This is a genomic window from Nitrincola tapanii (genome assembly GCF_008368715.1).
Lineage (GTDB): Bacteria > Pseudomonadota > Gammaproteobacteria > Pseudomonadales > Balneatricaceae > Nitrincola > Nitrincola tapanii.
In genome coordinates this window covers 344,905-361,483 of record NZ_SMRS01000002.1, presented here as the reverse complement: position 1 = coordinate 361,483, position 16,579 = coordinate 344,905, and the positions used below count along the sequence as shown (strand labels likewise).

Here is a 16,579-nt window from a genome sequence, read left to right as displayed (position 1 = left end):
GCTGCGTGTATGGTTATCGAAAGATCCAGAGCGACCTTAGAGACTTGGGTGAAACTTGCAGTAAACATCGCGTAGCACGACTGATGCGACAAGAGGGAATCAAGGCTCAGGTAGGTTATAAAAAGCGTCGAGGCCTGTATGGCGGAAAATCCACCTTGGTGGCTGAAAATCACTTGGATAGAGCCTTCTCTCCTGACCTGCCCAATCAATCTTGGGTCACCGATATTACATATATCCGTACGCATGAAGGATGGCTCTACCTTGCAGTCGTACTCGACCTTTACTCACGAGCTGTGATTGGATGGTCGATGAGTTCGCGAATGGAGGGCGAGCTTGTGATACAGGCTTTATTGGCCGCTGTATGGCGCCGTAAACCTAAGAACAGGGTATTAATACACTCTGACCAGGGCAGCCAGTTCACAGGCTATGAATGGCAGAATTTCCTAAAGGCTCACAATTTATATCCCAGCATGAGCCGACGTGGAAACTGCCATGACAACGCTGTTGCGGAAAGCTTCTTTCAACTGCTCAAACGGGAGCGGGTGAAGCGAAAGATCTATCAAACTCGGGAAAAAGCCCGAGCAGATATTTTCGATTACATCGAGATGTTTTATAACTCTAAACGTAAACACAGCCATGCTGATGACATGCCTCCACTGGAGTATGAGAAGCTTGGCAATTACAACTAATGAGCGGTCTACAGAAGGCTGGTCGATTCACTCGCACCCCACCACGCTTACCTAAACCCGCTATCGACCACCGAACCTTTCTACATCCTCCACTGCCAGGTATAAGATCACCAATCTCCGGATTAGCGGCCAACCACCCGAAGAACGCATTGCGCTCCTCCTCGGTTCAAATATTTCTGGCATCCGCTTCGAATGTAGGGGTTTCGATGATTGTATACATGGCGATAATTATACGTCATTGACGGATCTGTGCAAGGCAGTAAGAAAAAGGGTTAACGCAGAGCGCAGCGGCGACCTTGACGCAGCGAAGCGGAGACAAGGGCGTCCGGGTTAAATTGCTATCGTTCACCCTCAAGGCCATGCCACACCCGGAGAATAATGATGGTACTGGCATGAACTGAATATCGAACAACGTATTTTCCGAAAACCATATCTCGAACAGAGTCAGGTACCGGTGCCATTTCAACTGGCGTGCCCATTTTGGGGAAGTCTGGAAGTAATTCGATTTTGCCAACCAGTTCGGTGGCAATCCTGGCTGCCGCCGACGGGTTGTGCACCGCAACGAACTCCCTGAGGCGTTTCAAGTCATCAATGGCTTCGTCCGTGTAAACCAGCTTCACTTACCTGACCTAGGCGCATCCTGCTCGTTTTCGGTTCCCCAGCTATTCAGCCAACTGTGAACTTCGCTGGCATCAACAACCTTGCCTTGGGCAGCAGACTCCATTGCCTCTAACGTTTGTTTCCACCGCTCTTGCTCAAGCTGCTGCTTTTCTATGTATTCCGATAGTGCCTGGTTGATCACCCAACCTTTGCTACGGTGCAGCCTGCTGGCAATTGCTTCCAGATGCTGTTCAACTTCTGCTTGAAGGCGAACTGTGGTGACGCTCATGACTATGACCCTCGAATTTGGTGACTACAACGTATTACAGCATAGTCTACAAGGGTAGGCAAAAAATTTAACGCTCCGCTAAAGTGCACCGCTCGCGGTGTCACTTTTCAGCGGCTTATTAGCAGCTTCAGCACGCAAACGCTCTACTAGCCAAACTTTAATAATGGATTGGCGAGTGACTCCTATTCGAGCAGCTTCGCGATCAAGCGATTCAACTACCCATGCAGGAAAATCAACATTAATGCGCTTTGCTTCATGATTTACTCGGCGTGCAGTTGTTACATCAAGATCGTCAATGATGTCTTCTGCACTCTCATCAAATTTTGAATCAAATTCATTAGCTTTCATACAACTCTACCTCTCTCTTGCGTGAACGTCTTACCGAAATAATTCGTATTTTTTCACCTCGGTATGTGATCACGGCAGACCAGTGCTTATCACCTATAAGACCAATGACAAGGTAACGAGGTTCATCATCTGACTTAGCTTGAATCTCTAGTAAATCTTGGTCTTGCCACAAAGCCTGTGCATCATGGAAATCAATTCCATGCTTATGGAGGTTCGCTTGACTTTTTTCACCATCAAATTCAAACGTGTTCATGAGTATAAATTATTCCTTTTTTACTCATTTAGCAAGGAAGTGGATATGATTGACTGCTAACGAGCCTGTCGAATTAGACATTTTGAAATCAAAATCCCCAGCATCGACAGCGCCTGCTTCATTCTGTTAATTGTGACCTGCTCAAATCAGTAAATCGTTTTACTTATTCAAACAGACGATATTCATTATCTAAGGCGGTCACAGCCACCATGCAGAGGCTTTTGGCTCTGTTAATGCCTTTGTTGCCCCTGTGTCGCAATTTTCTCAAGGTTATGCACCATACAGTACATCAACCACTGCGCGTTCACCTTGGATTTACCCCTTAGAGTAAATCGACTCAAGCCTTTATTGCTTTCCAGGTTGCCGAACACCGGCTCTACTGTACCCAAGCGCTGGCTGTAGATATGGCGGCCCATTGGGCTGTCGATCTTTTGCTTCATCTTCTCGATAAAACTGGACAGGGGTTTGCGCTCACCCAGTGCAAAGCTAACCTGACGTCCATCTTGTTGATTGGGTCTACGCAGGCATTGATGTTTTAGAGAACAATCTCGACAGTGTTGGCGGTAACCCTGGAAGCTGATGGTTTCTTGCTCATCTATCAAGCCCTTGAAGCGTTTCCACATCGGCTGGCCAGCCGGGCAACGGCAGGTTTCCGTCAGCGGATCATAATCGAAGTCAGCGGGTATGAAGCGTTGTGCTACCTGACCACCGCGTTCTTTACGTCGCTGTGCCTTGGCTGTGTTGAAGGTTACAGATTCAGCAAAGCGTGGATCACGTTTACGGAACTGGTTATCGGCAATGTAACCATCAATATCCAAGCGATAGATCAGCTTCATATTGGCACTATCCGGGTCAGTGATATTTCCCTTGACCGGTGTGCCACGCTGACCGAGCCGTTCAGGCGCGGTCGCTAAGTGCTTTTTTATCTTGGCAGAGACCTTTTCCAGTTTTTCAATCTGGGCCTGTTCTCGAGCGAGAATTTCAGGCGGTTGATCCTGACGGTCATCGTGTTGATGCGCGGTCAGCATGCGTGAAACCGCACGGTCGATCTTGGCTTGTTTACGGTTTAACTCAGCGCGTGTACCACTCCACTCCTTGGCGGCATTGGAGGGTAGCTTGCAGCCATCAATGGCAAACATTTCCCGACCAATCAGGTTGAGACCATCGCAGACCATCAGCACATGCGTAAACAGCGGCGCGATCACTTCATCCATACGGGAGATAAACTCAGCAATCGTGCTGTGATGAGGTTGGCTATCAGCCGACAGTGCCATGAAAATCACATTCTCACGACACGCCTGAGCAATCTTGCGGCTACTGGTGATCCCTCGGGAGTAAGCGAACAGTACCACCTTTAACAGAATTGCCGGATCATAAGCCGGAGCACCATTGACGTCATTGCGATAGCGGGATTCAAACACGCTGAGATCGAGATCAGTATCCACGACGTGGTTCAGCGTATATTCAAAGGTGCCAGGTTGGATCTGATCCGCAAAACGCAGCAGTATCATCTTGGTCTGGTTGTAATCGTAGTGCTTGTACCGCGCCATCCCTTGCCACCTCTGGTCTCAAATTCGATTCAGTGATCCTAGCGGATCAATATGCCGCCAGCCAAGGGCTGAGGGACTTATCCGACAGCCTCAACGCTTGGCTTTGCGGCGTGCCGGAGCGCCAGCGCAGGCGCGTCCGACAACAGCCATTGGTTAAGCTGCTTCGAAGTCCAGGCGATGAATACCATCCAGATTGACTGTGCCGCGAGCCACCCATAGGTCATACATATCTTGCATCGCCAACCAGCTCTCAGGAGTACGCCCGAGAACCTTGGATAGCCGCAACGACATTTCAGGGCTAATGCCACTATCCCCTTTGAGCAGCCGAGACAAAGTAGAAGGTGAAACGCCCAGACTGGAAGCAAGCTGACGGGAGCTGATACCGAAAGGTTCCAGGTACACCTCGCGTATGAATTCACCCGGATGCGGCGGATTATGCATAGTCATTAGTGATAATCCTCATAATCAAGAATGTAGGCGTTACCGTCCTGGAATTTGAACGTCATGCGCCAGTTTCCGTTAACCCGAATCGACCACCGCCCTTTGTCTTTACCCTTCAGTGGGTGGAGCCGAAAACCGGGGATATCCATGTCTTCCACCGAAGTCGCCGTATCCAGGGCAGCCAGCTGCATACGCAGCTTCTGGGCGTGGTCAGGCTGTATGCCTGACGTGTTGCCAGTCGAGTAAAACCGTTTCAGTCCTTTGTGACGGAATGATTTAATCATAAGGCAATGATAGCATGTTGCGCATCACGCAACAACAGAGCTTAACAGTCTGTTAATGAGGTCTTCGACCTCATAATAATTATTATCAGGTATACCTTTTAACTACTCTCAACTATCCGTAACTAACTGAATTAATTGAACTCACCATCCAGTCAATACAACCAAAAGGTAAAGCAAGTGACAAACCACGTTTCAATAGGGTAAGTACCGCACCCCTGCTTGGGGATACACAAGAAAGCCTATGAGGTGCTGAGGAGATATAAACACTGCAAACCATCCCTAACATCGACACATCCTTCTTTCCTTGTCACTGTAGCTGCCGACTTCTTGCTGGCAGGATTTAAGAGTGCCCCAGATATGGGGTTTTGGCAACTCTGAAACCTTCTGATCTTTAACGACTTTATTATAGATGATTGCTAACGCCAGCACGCTGATCTGTTTCTTCTCTATGCAAGACAGCACATCATTCCGATTTTTCTAATTTATGTTTCCATTTTTTCCGAATGATGGGATACTTTAGCTGTACTTCAGGGAGGCGTACTCATGGCAAACATAGCTCCGCTTAATATTCTCGTTGTAGATGACGTTCCCATCCTGGTGCATTGTGCACGTCACTTACTGCAAAAACTGGGGGCGGCTAATGTGCTCGTGGCCTATAACGGTGATGATGCCAGCGTCATTCTGCGACGCCATCCAGAGATAGATCTGGTCATTACCGATATCGAAATGCCAAATGGCAATGGCCTGGAGTTGTTGCAATGGATACGCACCGGCGAATATGGAATTCGCCGTGACCTCCCCGTCATCATCGTGACCGATTTCAGCATCAAGGATTATGTCATGCGTGCCATGACTCTTGACTGCAATGGCTTCATCAATAAACCCTTTAATGGCAAAACACTGGGTAACAAAATTGTCATGGCCTCTGCCCATAAAACGGCCCTGAAATCACCTGAACACTATACCGAGATAGACACCGCGATCTATCAGCTTGGTAAAACCGATCTGCAAGTAGTTGATCAGAAACGCAAAGACTCTCTGATTCAACGTCTTGAGAATCAGGGAGGGATTTCCCAGCAGCTGATTGGCGTTTGGTCGCAGGAGTATAAAACCGGGGATGAGAAGATGGATCGGTTATTGCTGCACATTTTGCAGCTAATCGCTCTGTTTCAACGACATTTGCAGAGAAACGATCAGAAATCTGAAGATGAGCGGTTGGATGATTTGATTTTTTACACGACTGAGTTTTTTGCGCTTGAAGGGCATCGCCACCGCGAAGCAAACTACCCTGATCAAGAAAGCCACAACTTAGAGCATCAGCTGTTATTACAGGAAACTGAAATGCTGGTAAGCCTGATCAGAGAAGAGCGCCTCACCATCGCGCTCACTCATGTAGAGCAACTGCAAAAAGCCTGGCACCAACATCTACTCAGTTGGGATCAGGCATTTAATCAAGGGCGCGTTTTACGCTTGGCTTGAACTCTTATCTGATATGTTTGCAGATGCGAGGTTGCCCCTCAGAAGGATTCAGGCTCCACATAAAACCGCCAATGTTCCGGCATAGCCTCAACGCCTATCCGTACGACAGGATGCTGATCAGGACGATGATATTTCAACGCATTCCCGATCAGATTCTGAAAGAGTCGTGTCATTTCATCCGGGCTGGCGTAAATCTGCGGCCAAACATCTGTTTGCAAGCACACCTGTGCAACCGCTTGCTCTAATTCAAAACACCCAGGTGCATTTCCTTTTTACTTTCTGCCCAGACACTTGGCGCACCGGATGCAGCCGCCACCAGCAGATCATAAAGCATCACCCGTAACGTTCTTATCCAAAGAGTCATTCATCTTCCTTTTGAAAGCTCAGCCACACTACCTGAACACTCGGAACTCTTTCCCCAGTCCAGCTAATAATTGGCTGACTTCTTGAACGCGTGCACAGGCTTCTAACGCTTGATGTGCCTGTACCGCATTGTTTTCTGCCAGTTTTGCAATATTTTCCACCGTTGCTGACACCTCACGCGCGGCCTGACTCTGCTCTTCTAAAACCTGCTGTATCTCTTGTGTTGCGGCCACAACCTCATAGGTACCCTGTTCGATTTCCGCCACAGACTCACCGGCCTGCTTGGCCTTATCCACGCCATCTTCCACCTTGTTGACACCCTGCTGCATCTCTATCGCGGCTGCATCCGTTTCATGTTGAATTTGTCCAACAATCTTGGAAATTTCTACGGTCGACATCGCCGTGCGCTCGGCCAGACTACGCACCTCATCGGCCACAACAGCAAACCCTCGCCCATGTTCGCCCGCACGCGCGGCTTCAATGGCTGCGTTTAATGCCAATAAATTGGTCTGATCGGCGACCCCATGAATGGTCGAAACGATCTGACCAATGTTGGCAGAGAGCGCCTCCAAGGCTTGTAGGCGCTGAGCTGACTGCTGTACAGCAACGGCAATGTTTTTCATTTCATGACTACTCGCATAGACCGCTTGTGCCCCCTGTCGAGCCACGTCTCCGGCTTGCAAAGACGCTTGATGCGCTGCACTGGCATTTTCACCTATATGGCTAACTGAGGCGCTTAACTCTTCTAGCGCCGCGGCCATGCTGGCAGAGGCGTTGGACTGCTCCACCGCACCGCGCGCCGTGTCCTGACTCGCGGCCACCATCTCTGCAACAGAATGCGCCAAAGAACGAGTCGAGACATTGATTTGAAACAGGATTTCATACAAACGATTACGCATAATCACCACGGCATTAAACAACGTGCCGATTTCATCGCCGCGACCTAAAGGTAAAGGCTCAACGAGATTGCCAGACGTGATCTGTTCCGTTGCCAGTTTTAACCGTTGCAGACGGTTACGCTGCGCCAAAGTGACCCAAGCCAGCATCAACATCAGCAGCCCCAGCATTAAAGCAACGGAAACCCCTAGATTACGCACCGGTATCCCAAAAGCTGAACTAAGATCAGCAAGAGGTACCGTTGCTTGAGCGACCCCACGAACATCGCCCAGTTTCCAATCCTGCCGCGGTGAATCGGGATGAGTATTATGACAACTCAAACACCCGGGCTGAGTCATCACATCGGCTTTGGCCATGCGGTAATAAGGCTTGCCTTGAATTTCGATCCGCTGCGAAAAATGGGCATCGGGATTGTTTCTTAAATACTCAATGGCAGCACGCTCAAACTCATCCAGTTGCGTTTCCGATGACTGTCGGAAGCGAAAAGGCTGATCACTGTAAAGTCGAAAACTTGAGCCTCCCTGCCCCTGTGTCATCTCACCTAGTGAACGCATCACCGTTGCCGGAAGTGGAACGGCGTGTGGATTGTTCAGATGATCATGAGAAATGCCTAACCCGGCAGCACGCGCTTTGGGCAAGATATGTTCGTTGTAGAAAATACGCGCATTAAACGCCATATCGATAAGATCTTCAGCATTCTGTGCGCCCGCTTGTTCCAAGGTGTCTTCATAAAGCTGCTGCAGCTGTAGCGCCATCACAAAGAGCATGAGGGTAGAAAGCAGGAGGGTGGGCAATAACAATTTCCAACCAAAATTGAGTGATTGAAAGTAACGCTTGGGAGCCGTCAAATAACCGAGGAGCCCCGGTGCAACCACATATCCACCTTCCAGACGATGCCCGCTGCCCTGGCGCATCTGCCGATAGAGTTCTTCCGCCTGTTGAATTTCGGCATCTGTGGCTTGCAAACGCACACTGATATAGCCACCTTCTGCACGCGGGGAAGCCGTGGCTTTGACCCAGTAATGATCCCCATTTTTGCGTCGGTTTTTGACGATGGCCTGCCAGGCACGCCCTGCCTTCAGGGTTGCCCACATATCGCGAAACGCTTCTTCCGGCATGTCGGGATGGCGAATGATATTGTGAGCTTTGCCAATCAACTCTGCGCGAGTGAAACCGGCATAGTCCACAAAGTCATCATTTACATAGGTAATTCTACCCTTGTCATCGGTATGGGAGATGATGGCACAGTCGGCACGAACCGGATAATTGTGCTGCGTGACGGGCTGATTGTTTTTCATTATAGGCTGACCCACTACATAGACATTGATGCGTGGGTCACACTACTCAAAGCAGAGAAGTAGAAGGAAGGGGACACTCAAGCGAAATGCCGAGCGTCCGTAGGGTCTTGATACAATTCAGAGGTGAACTGATACATTGTCAGGTCAATGACGTGTTTTGCCCCATCAACTGGCCCAGGAATCCGATGCCGGATGATTCGGTAAAGCCAAGATCCCTGTCTGCTGCAAACGAAAGATGGCAACCGTATCCAGCAACACTCTTGCCTGCTCTTCTAAGGATTCAGCCGCAGCTGCGGCTTCCTCTACCAGGGCCGCATTTTGCTGTGTGACCTGATCCATTTGTGTCACTGCACGATTCACCTGCTCAATTCCATCACTTTGTTCTTGACTGGCGGTTGAGATTTCACCCATCAAAAGGGTGACATGACACACAGCTTCTACAATTCTAGCAATGGCCGTACCGGTTTCACCGACTAACTCGCCGCCCTCCGCAATGATGCTAGAGGATTCTGTAATCAAGTCTTTAATTTCACGCGCTGCGGACGCCGAACGTTGCGCTAAAGCCCGTACCTCACTCGCGACCACCGCAAAACCACGCCCCTGTTCCCCTGCGCGCGCCGCTTCGACGGCAGCATTGAGTGCCAGTATGTTGGTTTGGAAGGCAATCGCATCGATCATGCTGGTAATTTCAGCAATACGTGCAGAACTTTCGCGAATAGCCTGCATGGTGCTGACAACATGCTGAGCTTTACGCCCGCCATCTTCTGCCAACAGGCTGGCATCATGCACCAGGCTATTGGCTTTTTGTGCTTTCTCCGCATTCAGACTGACCGTCGAAGTCAGTTCTTCTAGGCTGGAAGCTGTCTCTTCCAGACTGGACGCCTGCTCTTCCGTGCGCTGTGAAAGATCGGCATTACCGGCAGCAATTTCAGCCGCGGCGGTATTCACGGCTTCAACCGCTTCACGGATGCTGACCACAACCTCATCCAGCTTGTCAGCCGTATGGTTGGCCGCCTGAGTGACCACACCCAGCTCACCCGGATAACTGCGCTGAATACGCTGGGTTAAATCTCCTTCAGCTTGTGCCACCATGATCTGGCTAATATCCGCCATCGCTTCTTCTAGGGCTTGCACCGAGGTATTCACCATCTCTTTCAGTCGTAACAGATCCCCTTCTGCATCAGCTTCCACTCGGAAGGTAAATACCCCCTGCTGAGTCTGAGACATGACGGTTATGATGCCCTGAATACTCTGATACAGCGCCTGCATCCCCACATCCGCATCCTTTAGCATTGCGGAAAATTCGCCACTGACCTGATCCGAATGAATCTTCAGATCAAACTCACCAAGACGTATCGCCGCCATGACTTTACGTAACTCAGCAACCGTAAACTCTATGGTGGTCGCACTCCGGTTGATCCCCTCTTTTAGCGCAAGAAGATCACCCGCATAATCACCCTGTACACGTTGGTGTATCTCACCAGCGGCTAAGGCGGCCACGGTCGCGCTGGCTTCAGCGAGTGCGGCCTGTTGCATGGCTAAGAGTTTGTTGAACGCGCGTATCACCTGACCGATTTCATCTTCACCCTGGTATTCAACACGCTGACCAAAATCACCATTTTCACTGACCGTTTCTACCGCTAACACCATCTGCCGCAGCGGACGCGTGATGGCTCGAGTAATACTGAAGCCTAAAAATCCCGCGAGTAAAACGCCTAGAATCATGGCCAACAGACTGATCGATTTTAGATCCGCTGCCTGTTTTAGGCTGGCGTCTACATCACTGCTCGCCGCAGCCATGTTCAGATACACCACCTGATCTAAAAAACTGAAGGCTTCTATTTGATAAATTAGGGTTTGCCCCATCGTCATTTCCGACAAACGCTCCTGTAACGGCGTCATATCCTGACCTCGCTGACGCGCTTCATCTAACTGCCGATGCAGCGCCAAGATCTCATTGTTTGCCTCCACCCATGCGGGCAAGGTCGCCAGAAAACTTTGCCACAGCGCTTCTTCGGCGTCTGAACGTGGGAGTGACTCGTAGACCTCCATCGCGGCACGATATTTCTGACGTGCTTGGGTAATCTGACCATATTCACGCTGACGTGCATCCAGGTCGGCGTGTTGATCCAGCAGGGTACGAACACCTGTCACCACCTGTGATAAAGCGATCTGCATCTCTAAGACACTTTGTACTCCCGGCAGGCGCTCCTCACCCAGCGCTTGTACAGCGCTTTGGCTGCGCGTGGCACCCAAATAACCTAAAAGTCCCAATAAAAGCGCTATCAAAGCAACCGCAGAAAAACCAAGAGATACACGTGTTTTGATTCGCATAAAGCGCCTCTATTTCTGTTCAAGAAAAATCCAATATGCCGCGTTTGCTGCCGCACAAATGAAGTTTTTTTCGTTATTTATGAAATCAATCGAGTTGTGCTAAAGCCTCAGCAAACTCAAACCGCTCAACTTTTTCCAGCACCTGAGAGTAGGCATCGCCCAGTATGCTTCGCCAGCGAGCAGATTCCTGCTGCAAGAGTTTCAGTGCTCTAACATCATCCTGAGCAAGTAGAGCTTTCAGAAATTGATACAACTCTTGGTCTGAGCTGATGGAAAAACTGGCCTGTTCGGTTGGAGAGAAGGACGTAGTATCGGGATGTTGCTGTAAAAAATCGGTCAAAGCACTCAGCAAGTGTGTGAGACCTTGCAAAAAATGCGTCCTCAGTTGAGGAAGATCTATCGCTTGTTCTTGCGCCTGTTTCAAGCTTTGCTCATAGGTTTGGGCACACGCGGCCAGATGGGTCGCCCCTAACTGGGCCAGGCTGCCTTTCAGCGTATGCACTAAACGCACAGCGGTTTTAACATCCTGCTGGGCCACGGCAGCGGTTAACTCTTGCGCAGTCTCCTGATGACTGCTGACAAAACTCTGCAATAACAATCGATACAAAGCCTGATCCCGCATCACCAGACGTAATCCCAACTCGGTATCCAATCCCTCAATTTGCGGCAGTTGCGTTGGTTCTGGGGCTGGGGCTGCTACAGCGATCGGGGCTGAAGTGGTGTCAGTATTCTCTGGAGTGGCAGGCAGCCAGGTTATTAGCACCTTCCAGAGTTCACGGGGTTCGATCGGCTTGGGCAGATGAGCATTCATACCTGCCGCTTCGCAGGCTTCACGATCACTCATCAGCACACTTGCGGTCATGGCGATGATCGGCAAATCACGCCATTTCGGCATTTCTCGAATTTTACGGGTGGCGGTCAACCCATCCATGACGGGCATCTGCACATCCATCAAAACCAAGTCATAGCTTTGTTGCTCCAGCGCCGACAAGGCTTCGGCACCATTTTCAGCGAGATCCACACGCACTCCTAAGGGTTTCAGCAGCGCTAAAGCCACCTCTTGATTTAATGCATTGTCTTCGACGAGCAGGATTTTGGCGTGCCGATTCAGATGGACCCGTTCGCTATCTCGGCCTGACACTTCTGCTTGCATTTCACGGCGGGCTTGCTGTATCGCTTGAGCATCCACTACCGCGTTTAATTCGATCTGGAACCAAAAAGTCGCCCCCTGACCCAGCTCACTCAGCACGCCAATCTTGCCCGCCATCAACTCCACCAGTTGGCGTGAAATGGCTAGCCCCAAACCGCTGCCGCCATATTTTCGGGTAATCGAGGTATCGGCCTGCTCAAAACTGCGAAAGAGTTTTGCCTGTTGGGCTTCACTTAAACCGATACCGCTATCGGCAACACTAAATCTCAGGCTATAGACCTCACCTTGGCGCGCTAACACCTGCACCGAGAGGGTGATCTGCCCCACTTCGGTAAACTTAACCGCATTATTGCCAAAGTTGAGCAGGATCTGTTGCAAGCGCAAAGGATCACCTAAACACCACTCAGGTAGACGCGGGTCTAGGTCCAGCTTTAATGCCAGCCCTTTTTGACTGGCCGCCGGTTGTAACGTCTCTAACAGATCCTGCAACAGTGTGTGGAGGTTAAACGTCATCTGCTCCAACACCAGCTTGCCCGCTTCGATTTTAGAGAAGTCGAGAATATCGTTGATCACGCCTAAAAGATGACGACCTGAGCGATGGATCTTTTCCAAATAATTCCGCTGCTCAGCCTCTAAGGGCGTTTGTAGTAGCAGATGCGTCATGCCCAGAATCGCATTCATGGGAGTGCGAATTTCATGGCTCATATTGGCCAGAAAATCGGATTTGGTCCGCACCGCTTCCTCGGCCAGTCGCTGCGCCTCTTGCATCTGCTCGCGTGCAGCATACTCAGCACTCATGTCAATTAAGACACCCGCGACCCCCTGGCTGAGATCCTGAGGATCGATCGCTTGCACCTGCAAGCGCACCCAGATGGTTTGCCCCTGTTGATGCCTCAACGCCAGCTCTTCACTGAAGAAACCCTGCGCCGCGACCGCTCGCCACAAACGCTCATCGACTTCACGAAAGCTCTGTTCTTGCGCAAACCAAAGCGCCGGGGTTTGCCCAATCAATTCACCGCTGGCAAAACCCAGCATCTGCTCTAAAGAGCGGTTACAGCGCATAATTTTTTGATCATGTAGCAGCAAGATACCCACCATAGCCGTATCAAATACGGCCTGCTGCTCTTTGCCAGACTGTTGTAAATCTTCTGTGAGCGCAGTTAATTCCTGAGTACGCTGCCCCACCAGCTCTTCCAGATGGGTTTGGTAGTTTTCCAACTCTTGTGTGCGTTGAATCACTAACCGCCTTAGGGTCCGCAGCCAGAGGAGAATTACCAGCAGCACCGCCAAGAGCGCCAGCACGCCGTAAAAAAGCCAGGTTACCCAGATGGGAATTAAGGGCGTGGCCACAGCCCGACCTAGCCATTTATCTCTTAAACTTTGTTCGTCTTGTTCGCTGATCTGCTGAAAACCACGCTGGATCTGCACCAAGAGTTCCGGCTGGTCGGATCGCACCGCCCAGTGCCCCGGGGCTGAATAAAGCGGAGCGGTATGCAGAAATTGATCGGCGACACCACGCTGACCGAGGAAATAGTTGGTCATTAACTGATGACCACAGAAAACAGAGATCACGCCTCGTGCCGCCGCCTCAACCACATCGGCGTAGGCCGCAAAAAAGGCAAGATTATCCAAGCCCTGGCGCTCTAGGTGTGCGGCACAGGCATCCCCTTTCACCACACCGATTTGAAAACCTTGGGCTGATGCAGCATCACTGATGCCACTGATCTGATTACGGTAATAGAGCACCACATCCAAGGTGATCCAGGGCTGTGAAAAGAGATATTTTTCCTGACGCTCGGGTGTCCAGGTGATCGCATCAATCACATCAAACTGACCGGAATCAAATTCGCTCAAGGCCAAAGACCACTCCAGTGGGGTGATCTCAACGGCCTGACCGGTTTTTGCCTGCCAGAGTGCCCAGCGCTCGGGAATTAAACCTCGGGCACTTCCCGACTCCGAGGCGTAAATCAGGGGCGGAAAATTATCCATCACCACCACCCGCAGCACGGGGGAGGAGGTGTCAGCCTTCAGGCTCAGACTAAAAACTAAGGAGAGTAGTATCAGTAAAGCCAAAGCGATGACTTTTTTCGGCACGATACACCTACCGAGAGGGTTCAAAAGGCGGTTGAATAAGGTGCGTTTCCGATTGAGCCTCATGATCCGCCAGGTCTTTAGCCACATGGATAAACTGCTCACGGCAAAGGGTGAAGGCGTCAACCACATCGGGATCAAAATGACTGCCACGCCCTTCCAAAATAATCTGGATGGTTTCTTCGATGCTATAAGGCGCTTTATAGACTCGGCTACAGCTCAAGGCATCAAACACATCGGCCAAGGCCATTAAACGTGCAGAAACGGGGATCTCATCCCCTTTCAGGCCTTTGGGGTAACCACTTCCATCCCATTTTTCATGGTGATAATAGGCAATTTCGCTGGCGACCTTGAGAAAATCAAACGCCTTGGGCAGGACCTCATCTCCAGCAGCCGCAACGACCTGCTGAATGGCGGTTTCAATCGCTTCACCACCAATGGCGGAATGGGTTTGCATCACCACAAACTCTTCATCGGTCAGTTTACCGGGCTTGAGCAGAATCGAATCTGGAATCCCTATTTTACCAATATCATGCAAGGGCGCAGCTCGAACGATCTCCTCTAACTGCCCTTCATTCAGCGAGGGTGCAAAACGCGGATGGTGTTGCAACTGACGCGCTAAAATTTCCACATAAGACTGGGTACGCAAGATATGCAGGCCCGTTTCTTTATCACGCACCTCCGCCAGACATGCCAGCGCACGCACACTCAAATCACGAATCCGCTGGATCTCGGCAATCCGGCGTGCCACCTCATGCTCTAACCAAAGATTTTGATTGGCCAAACGATCGCGTGCGGTTTTTAACTCCAACTGCGCTTTCACTCGCGCTTGGACGATGGCAGGGCTAAAGGGTTTGCTGATGTAATCCACCGCGCCCAAGGCCAAGCCCCGTTCTTCATCTAGACTCGCGCTCATAGCGGTCACAAAGATCACCGGAATATCGCGAGTGGCAGGCTGTGCTTTTAACTGCTCGATCACCTGATAACCATCCATCTCTGGCATCACAACATCGAGAAGGACCAAATCAGGTCGCGGTTCACTGATGGCAATGGCCAGCGCACGCTGGCCGCTGTTTGCGGCTCTCACCCGATAGTGTGGTTGCAAGAGTTCACTCAGCAACCTGAGATTCTCGACCGAATCATCAACGATCAATAGCGTTTTGCGCTCGGCCTCAGCCGTACGCAGGGGTCGATCCGTCTCAAGCATGAATTCTTATACCTCTTAATCACCCACCTAGAGTTGCTTAACTGTCAGTCTAGTCGCTGATCCGGCAGAGAGAATGAATATATCAATCTATTTAGATAGATATGATAACAAATCCAAGCCAAATATTTCTGAAATTTCTGAATATATACTTAGAGCTTTTAAGTGCCGAATAGCAGTCGAACACCTACTGAAATCTAGGCCGATGTGAGGGAATCAAATAATGACATCTGTTGAAAGCACGCCGCCTCCTCTTGCCGAGGTGCTAAACGATAGCCGACGCCGAGTAAACGCACCGGCATCTGCCCGCGAGACCAGGCTTCGGCCATCAGCGCTAAAAATAGAGAGGGATGGGTTTGGCTGCTGCGTGTTTCCGCGGTGGTTTGGCTGAAATCAAAAAATTTCATTTTCACAAACACCCCAATGATCTGTTTAGGCTCTCGATGCTTGCGAAAACGCCGCTCCAGATCTTGTAACAAAGAGTCTAATTGAGCGGAGCAAGCCGCTAAATCAGGCAGATCTTGGCTGAAGGTATGCTCAGTACTGACCGATTTAGCTTCACGATTGAGGCGCAGTTCGCGGTGATCCTCACCTCGAGCCAACTGCTCTAGACGCTCACCAAAACGTCCAAATAAACGGACAAGCTCTTGCTTAGGCAGACGTTGTAACTCAGCACAGCGACTCACGCCTAAACTCAAGAGTTTCTCTTGTGTGCGTGGCCCAACACCGGGAATCTTCTTGACGGGCAGTTGCGCGACAAATTCTGCCTGATACCGAGGATCGACCACAAACAACCCATCGGGTTTATTCCAATCACTGGCCACCTTAGCAAGGAATTTATTCTGTGCCACACCAGCTGAAACCGTAATCCCAACCTCTTTTTTGACCTGCTGCCGAATCGCCTCAGCGATCCGTGTTGCACTGCCTCCGAGGAGTGGGCTCTCAGTTACATCCAGGTACGCTTCATCAATCGACACAGGTTCCAGATAGCGGCTGTATTGACGATAAATGGCAAAAATCTGTTCCGCCACCTGACGATAACGCGCCATATTACCGGCGACCAACTTCAGCTGCGGACAGAGTTTTAAGGCACGCGCACTCGACATGGCCGAATGCACACCATAAGCACGAGCGGGATAGTTACAGGTTGCAATCACGCCGCGCTGCTCAACTCGACCGCCTACAGCCAGCGGAATGTCGGCCCACTCGGGATGATCGAGGATCTCGACCGCCGCAAAAAAACAATCGCAATCGAGATGTATAATCTTACGCATCGTCTGATTCATGCTGTGCTTTGAGTTTTAAATAT

General features: G+C 50.4%; 16 protein-coding genes. 2 read left to right on the top strand and 14 right to left on the bottom strand.

Annotated features, from left to right (window positions below):
* Positions 1–689 (top strand): IS3 family transposase (locus E1H14_RS04400; protein WP_149390236.1); only part of this gene is annotated, 689 nt, incomplete at its 5' end.
* Positions 690–1,027: 338 nt separating this feature from the next.
* Here E1H14_RS04400 and E1H14_RS04390 read toward each other — a convergent pair.
* The 7 genes from E1H14_RS04390 to E1H14_RS04360 form a co-directional block, all read right to left on the bottom strand.
* Positions 1,028–1,309, bottom strand: a complete 282-nt coding sequence (locus tag E1H14_RS04390; RefSeq protein WP_149390235.1) for a type II toxin-antitoxin system RelE/ParE family toxin — start codon at positions 1,307–1,309, stop codon at positions 1,028–1,030.
* Positions 1,306–1,578, bottom strand: a complete 273-nt coding sequence (locus E1H14_RS04385) for a CopG family ribbon-helix-helix protein (RefSeq protein WP_054640921.1) — start codon at positions 1,576–1,578, stop codon at positions 1,306–1,308. The genes E1H14_RS04390 and E1H14_RS04385 overlap by 4 nt, the downstream gene beginning before the upstream one ends.
* Positions 1,579–1,656: 78 nt before the next feature.
* Positions 1,657–1,926 carry a type II toxin-antitoxin system BrnA family antitoxin gene (gene brnA, locus E1H14_RS04380; RefSeq protein WP_149390234.1) on the bottom strand — a complete coding sequence of 90 codons (270 nt, stop codon included), beginning with the start codon at positions 1,924–1,926 and terminating at the stop codon, positions 1,657–1,659.
* The gene (locus E1H14_RS04375; RefSeq protein ID WP_149390233.1) at positions 1,916–2,179 is read right to left on the bottom strand and encodes a BrnT family toxin; all 264 of its coding nucleotides are present in this window, start codon (positions 2,177–2,179) and stop codon (positions 1,916–1,918) included. The genes brnA and E1H14_RS04375 overlap by 11 nt, the downstream gene beginning before the upstream one ends.
* A 230-nt stretch (positions 2,180–2,409) precedes the next feature.
* Positions 2,410–3,729 (bottom strand): transposase, encoded by a 1,320-nt coding sequence (locus E1H14_RS04370; RefSeq protein ID WP_149390232.1) that lies wholly within the window; start codon positions 3,727–3,729, stop codon positions 2,410–2,412.
* A gap of 153 nt (positions 3,730–3,882) precedes the next feature.
* Positions 3,883–4,176 carry a HigA family addiction module antitoxin gene (locus E1H14_RS04365; protein WP_023012140.1) on the bottom strand — a complete coding sequence of 98 codons (294 nt, stop codon included), beginning with the start codon at positions 4,174–4,176 and terminating at the stop codon, positions 3,883–3,885.
* Positions 4,176–4,454, bottom strand: coding sequence for a type II toxin-antitoxin system RelE/ParE family toxin (locus E1H14_RS04360; RefSeq protein ID WP_149390231.1), 279 nt, complete (start codon positions 4,452–4,454; stop codon positions 4,176–4,178). Before E1H14_RS04360 ends, E1H14_RS04365 begins: the two co-directional genes overlap by 1 nt.
* Positions 4,455–4,997: 543 nt before the next feature.
* On the opposite strand from E1H14_RS04360, the gene E1H14_RS04355 reads away from it, so the two are divergent.
* Positions 4,998–5,933 (top strand): response regulator, encoded by a 936-nt coding sequence (locus E1H14_RS04355; protein ID WP_149390230.1) that lies wholly within the window; start codon positions 4,998–5,000, stop codon positions 5,931–5,933.
* 38 nt (positions 5,934–5,971) lie between these two features.
* Here E1H14_RS04355 and E1H14_RS04350 read toward each other — a convergent pair whose 3' ends face one another.
* The 7 genes from E1H14_RS04350 to dinB form a co-directional block, all read right to left on the bottom strand.
* Positions 5,972–6,157, bottom strand: coding sequence for a hypothetical protein (locus tag E1H14_RS04350; protein WP_149390229.1), 186 nt, complete (start codon positions 6,155–6,157; stop codon positions 5,972–5,974).
* Positions 6,158–6,174: 17 nt separating this feature from the next.
* On the bottom strand, positions 6,175–6,297 hold the full coding sequence (locus tag E1H14_RS13340) for a hypothetical protein (protein ID WP_268814352.1): 123 nt from the start codon (positions 6,295–6,297) through the stop codon (positions 6,175–6,177).
* A gap of 28 nt (positions 6,298–6,325) precedes the next feature.
* A complete protein-coding gene (locus tag E1H14_RS04345) occupies positions 6,326–8,491 on the bottom strand; it encodes a methyl-accepting chemotaxis protein (protein WP_149390228.1) in 2,166 nt (721 codons plus the stop codon).
* A 165-nt stretch (positions 8,492–8,656) separates the two neighbouring features.
* A complete protein-coding gene (locus E1H14_RS13405; protein ID WP_149390227.1) occupies positions 8,657–10,825 on the bottom strand; it encodes a methyl-accepting chemotaxis protein in 2,169 nt (722 codons plus the stop codon).
* A gap of 85 nt (positions 10,826–10,910) precedes the next feature.
* Entirely contained in the window at positions 10,911–14,069 is a 3,159-nt protein-coding gene (locus tag E1H14_RS04335; protein WP_160142017.1) for a response regulator, read from the bottom strand.
* Positions 14,070–14,076: 7 nt separating this feature from the next.
* Positions 14,077–15,273, bottom strand: a complete 1,197-nt coding sequence (locus E1H14_RS04330) for an HD-GYP domain-containing protein (RefSeq protein WP_149390225.1) — start codon at positions 15,271–15,273, stop codon at positions 14,077–14,079.
* A gap of 194 nt (positions 15,274–15,467) precedes the next feature.
* Positions 15,468–16,544: a DNA polymerase IV gene (gene dinB, locus E1H14_RS04325; RefSeq protein WP_149390224.1), complete on the bottom strand. Its 1,077-nt coding sequence runs from the start codon at positions 16,542–16,544 to the stop codon at positions 15,468–15,470.
* Positions 16,545–16,579: the final 35 nt, after the last annotated feature.

Excerpts from the sequence above, each read along its gene's own strand:
- E1H14_RS04375 (WP_149390233.1), bottom strand. The coding sequence starts at position 2,179 with ATGAACACGTTTGAATTTGATGGTGAAAAAAGTCAAGCGAACCTCCAT.
- E1H14_RS13340 (WP_268814352.1), bottom strand. The coding sequence starts at position 6,297 with ATGACTCTTTGGATAAGAACGTTACGGGTGATGCTTTATGATCTGCTG.
- E1H14_RS04330 (WP_149390225.1), bottom strand. The coding sequence starts at position 15,273 with ATGCTTGAGACGGATCGACCCCTGCGTACGGCTGAGGCCGAGCGCAAA.
- E1H14_RS04360 (WP_149390231.1), bottom strand. The coding sequence starts at position 4,454 with ATGATTAAATCATTCCGTCACAAAGGACTGAAACGGTTTTACTCGACT.
- E1H14_RS04355 (WP_149390230.1), top strand. The coding sequence starts at position 4,998 with ATGGCAAACATAGCTCCGCTTAATATTCTCGTTGTAGATGACGTTCCC.
- E1H14_RS04385 (WP_054640921.1), bottom strand. The coding sequence starts at position 1,578 with ATGAGCGTCACCACAGTTCGCCTTCAAGCAGAAGTTGAACAGCATCTG.
- dinB (WP_149390224.1), bottom strand. The coding sequence starts at position 16,544 with ATGCGTAAGATTATACATCTCGATTGCGATTGTTTTTTTGCGGCGGTC.
- E1H14_RS04345 (WP_149390228.1), bottom strand. The coding sequence starts at position 8,491 with ATGAAAAACAATCAGCCCGTCACGCAGCACAATTATCCGGTTCGTGCC.
- E1H14_RS04365 (WP_023012140.1), bottom strand. The coding sequence starts at position 4,176 with ATGACTATGCATAATCCGCCGCATCCGGGTGAATTCATACGCGAGGTG.
- brnA (WP_149390234.1), bottom strand. The coding sequence starts at position 1,926 with ATGAAAGCTAATGAATTTGATTCAAAATTTGATGAGAGTGCAGAAGAC.
- E1H14_RS13405 (WP_149390227.1), bottom strand. The coding sequence starts at position 10,825 with ATGCGAATCAAAACACGTGTATCTCTTGGTTTTTCTGCGGTTGCTTTG.
- E1H14_RS04370 (WP_149390232.1), bottom strand. The coding sequence starts at position 3,729 with ATGGCGCGGTACAAGCACTACGATTACAACCAGACCAAGATGATACTG.